The 4,339-nt window shown below is 46.7% G+C and carries 3 protein-coding genes; all 3 read left to right on the top strand.

Going from position 1 to position 4,339, the window contains the following annotated elements:
- The first annotated feature begins 169 nt into the window (after positions 1–169).
- Positions 170–1,531 carry a sigma-54-dependent transcriptional regulator gene (locus tag B2Z67_RS08500; protein ID WP_291529395.1) on the top strand — a complete coding sequence of 454 codons (1,362 nt, stop codon included), beginning with the start codon at positions 170–172 and terminating at the stop codon, positions 1,529–1,531.
- Positions 1,528–2,841 (top strand): sensor histidine kinase, encoded by a 1,314-nt coding sequence (locus tag B2Z67_RS08495; protein WP_291529394.1) that lies wholly within the window; start codon positions 1,528–1,530, stop codon positions 2,839–2,841. Before B2Z67_RS08500 ends, B2Z67_RS08495 begins: the two co-directional genes overlap by 4 nt.
- Before the next feature lie 263 nt (positions 2,842–3,104).
- Positions 3,105–4,339, top strand: a 1,235-nt coding sequence (locus B2Z67_RS08490; protein WP_291529393.1) for an inositol-3-phosphate synthase, incomplete at its 3' end; no start/stop codon positions are given.

Below are 4,339 nucleotides of genomic sequence, written 5' to 3'. Positions count from 1 at the left end.
TGCTCCGCTCCGCTTCGCTAAATCCTCATTTATATTACAAGCTATTTATGACGATACACTTATCATCCAGCGCAATTAATTCGGATAAGCATATAATAAAATCAGTGTAAACTTCTGTTATGTGTAGTGAAATAACTACTTTTGTGAATCGTAACAACAACGAAGCCTTATGATACTGATAATTGATGATGATAGCGCTGTGCGTTCTTCCCTCAGCTTCATGCTCAAGCGTGCCGGATATGTGGCACAAGCCGTTCCCGGGCCACGCGAAGCAATGGATGTGGTTCGTTCCGAGTCGCCCGACTTGGTTTTGATGGACATGAACTTCACCCTTTCCACTACGGGCGAAGAAGGGCTGACCTTATTGAAACAAGTGAAAGTGTTCCGTCCCGACGTGCCGGTGATTTTAATGACAGCATGGGGAAGCATTCAGCTTGCCGTCCAGGGCATGCAGGCGGGCGCATTTGATTTCATCACGAAACCGTGGAATAACGCTGCCTTGTTGCAACGCATAGAAACAGCCCTTGAACTGACTACCACCCCGAAAGACATCCTCCCGGAACAGACCGACACGTTGAACCGCGGGCATATCGTGGGGAAGTCGAAAGGATTGATGGAAGTATTGAACACGGTGGCGCGTATAGCCCATACCAACGCCTCGGTACTGATTACCGGAGAAAGCGGAACGGGTAAAGAATTGATTGCCGAAGCGATTCACCTGAACAGCCAGCGGGTGAAACAGCCTTTTGTGAAGGTTAACTTGGGCGGTATTTCGCAGAGCTTGTTTGAGAGTGAAATGTTCGGCCATAAGAAAGGAGCGTTTACGGATGCTACCACCGACCGTGTCGGACGGTTTGAACTGGCAAACAAAGGTACAATCTTTCTGGATGAAATCGGCGATTTGGATCTGTCCTGTCAAGTAAAACTGCTGCGTGTATTGCAGGACCAAACCTTTGAAGTGTTGGGCGACAGTCGTCCCCGCAAAACAGATATCCGTGTAGTATCCGCCACCAACGCAGACCTGAGGAAGATGGTATCGGAGCGGACTTTCCGCGAAGATTTGTTCTATCGTATCAATCTGATAACCGTCAAGCTGCCCGCTTTGCGCGAGCGTCGCGAAGATATCCCTCTGCTGGCACGTCATTTCGCCGACCGCCAAGCCGAAGCTAACGGACTGCCTCGTGTGGAATTCTCCGCCGATGCTTTGAATTTTCTGTCCCGCTTGCCTTATCCGGGTAATATACGTGAGTTGAAGAACCTTGTGGAACGCACGATTCTTGTCTGTGGAAAGACAACGCTGGACGCTTCGGATTTCGATGTGCAGTATCTGCGCCATGACGAATCGGTAAAGGCTTCCGAATCCTCTTCGCTGGCGGGTATGACGCTGGATGAAATCGAGCGGCAGACTATCCTGCAGGCGCTCGACCGTCATAAAGGGAATCTCAGCCAAGTGGCAGTGGCGCTTGGTATCAGTCGTGCGGCGCTCTACCGGAGACTCGAAAAGTTTAATATAACGGTGAATGAAAAGTGAGAATTAAGTTCTTTTTCTTTGTATTAGTCCTCTTTCTTCTGGGGCTGGGCGGGGTGCTTCTCTACCTGGCAGGAGGAATGCGTTCGCTGCATCTCTATATTGCCGAAGGATTTATCGCTTTCATTCTGATATTCTTGCCTGTATTCTACCGGAGGATTGTGAAACCGATGAATACCATCGGCAGTGGTATGGAGCTGTTGCGCGAACAGGATTTCAGCAGTCGGCTCAGTAAGGTGGGGCAATACGAGGCGGACCGTATCGTGAATGTCTTTAACCGTATGATGGAACAGTTGAAGAACGAGCGCCTGCGCTTGCGTGAGCAAAACCACTTTCTGGATTTGCTGGTTCAGGCTTCGCCGATGGGGGTTATCATTACTACATTGAACGGCGAACTGTCGCAACTGAATCCTATGGCTTTGAAGATGATGGGGATAAGCCTGGAAAATGCTTTGGGTAAGAAGATGGAAAATATTGATACGCCTTTGACGGAAGAACTTGCCGTTATTCCTAAAGGCGCGACGGCTGTAGTGCGGTTGAATGATGCAAATATTTACAAATGTACCCATTCGTCTTTCATAGACAGAGGCTTCCATCATTCTTTCTACTTGATAGAACGTATGACGGAAGAGGTGATGCGCGCCGAGAAACGTGCGTATGAAAAAGTTATCCGTATGATTGCCCATGAGGTCAATAATACTACGGCAGGTATCACTTCTACGCTTGATACAGTGGAACAGGCACTCTCGTCGGAGGAGGGTATGGAGGACATTTGCGATGTGATGCGCGTTTGTACCGATCGCTGCTTTTCCATGAGTCGCTTCATTACCCGTTTTGCTGATGTGGTGAAGATACCCGAGCCATCGTTAAGCCCGGTCAGGTTGAATGAACTGGCCTCTATGTGTAAACGATTTATGGAAGGAATGTGCAATGACCGGAATATTGTATTGCGGCTGGAGTGTGATTCCGGCGTAGAATCCGTACGCCTGGATATTTCACTCTTTGAACAGGCGTTGGTGAATATCATCAAGAATGCTGCCGAAAGCATAGAACATGCTTCTGCAGGAGTTATCCGGCAGGGCGAAATTGTAATCCGTACCATTGCTCCCGCCATTATTGAGGTGGTAGACAATGGTCCCGGTATCGCAAAGGATACTGAAGCCAAACTTTTCACTCCTTTCTTCTCCACCAAACCTGACGGGCAGGGAATCGGTCTGGTGTTTATCCGCGAAGTGTTGACACGCCACAATTGTACATTCTCTTTGCGAACGTATGATGATGGTTTGACGCGCTTCCGTATTATTTTCCCTTAATTGCGAACCGATTTGTCCGGAACGAGGGGCATGTTTTTCTGAATGTGGAAAATATTTGTCAAATTCTTCATTTGGGTCATGTACGGTAATTAGCAAAAATCTATCCGGTATCTATAGATTCGGGTTTAAGATTGGTCTATATACGGCACTTTTACTTAAAACTTATTAATTTAGTACTAAATCAGATAAAATAACGAGCCGTAATTGAGCAAAATAGTCTAAATTTGAGCAATTTTTTAAACTATAAAAAGAATAGAAGAGCAATGAAAGGAAACATTAAGCCGGCAACCGGTCGTTTAGGCGTATTGGTAGTCGGAGTAGGTGGTGCAGTCTCAACCACTATGATAACGGGTACATTAGCTGCTCGTAAAGGACTGACAAAACCAATAGGGGCTATTACACAGATGGCTACGATTCGCATGCAGAACAACGAAGAGAAACTTATAAAGGATATTGTTCCCTTGGCGGATTTAAATGATATCGTCTTTGGCGGATGGGATATTTTCCCCGACAACGTGTACGAAGCCGCTATGTATGCCGAAGTTTTGAAAGAAAAAGATTTGAACTTGGTTAAGGAAGAGTTGCAGTCTATCAAACCGATGCCTGCCGCTTTTGACCATAATTTCGCAAAACGTCTGAATGGCACGTATATCAAGGATGCTGCCACACGTTGGGACATGGTGGAACAACTGCGCGAGGATATCCGCAACTTCAAAGCTGCCAACAACTGCGAACGCATTGTTGTACTGTGGGCTGCGAGCACTGAAATTTATATTCCGGAGTCGGAAGAGCATGACTCTCTCGCCGCGTTGGAAAAAGCCATGAAAGAGAATAATACGGAAGTAATTTCTCCAAGTATGTGCTATGCTTACGCTGCAATTGCGGAAGGTGCTCCGTTCATCATGGGCGCTCCGAACTTGTGTGTAGATATTCCGGCAATGTGGGAATTCTCCAAGAAGATGAATGTACCTATTTCAGGCAAAGACTTCAAGAGCGGACAAACCCTGATGAAAACTGTTCTTGCTCCGATGTTTAAAGCCCGTATGCTGGGTGTGAGCGGTTGGTTCTCTACGAATATATTGGGCAATCGTGACGGCGAAGTACTTGATCAACCTGAAAACTTCAAGACTAAGGAAGTCAGCAAACTATCCGTTATTGATAACATCTTTGAGCCGGAGAAGTATCCTGACCTCTACGGTGATGTTTATCACAAAGTACGCATCAATTACTATCCTCCCCGTAAGGATAACAAAGAAGCATGGGATAACATTGATATCTTCGGATGGATGGGTTATCCGATGGAGATCAAAGTTAACTTCTTATGCCGCGATTCTATTCTTGCAGCTCCCATCGCACTCGACTTGGTTATCTTCAGTGACCTTGCTATGCGTGCCGGTATGTGTGGCATCCAGACTTGGTTGTCATTCTTCTGCAAGAGCCCGATGCACGACTTTGAGAATGAACCGGTTCATGACTTGTTCACTCAATGGAGAATGGT

It is taken from the genome of Bacteroides sp. UBA939 (genome assembly GCF_002293435.1).
GTDB lineage: Bacteria > Bacteroidota > Bacteroidia > Bacteroidales > Bacteroidaceae > Bacteroides.
Note: the sequence above shows the minus strand (reverse complement) of the source record. Positions and strands in the feature narration are given on the sequence as shown.

Coding starts and splice junctions, on each gene's coding strand:
- B2Z67_RS08500 (WP_291529395.1), top strand. CDS start 170: ATGATACTGATAATTGATGATGATAGCGCTGTGCGTTCTTCCCTCAGC.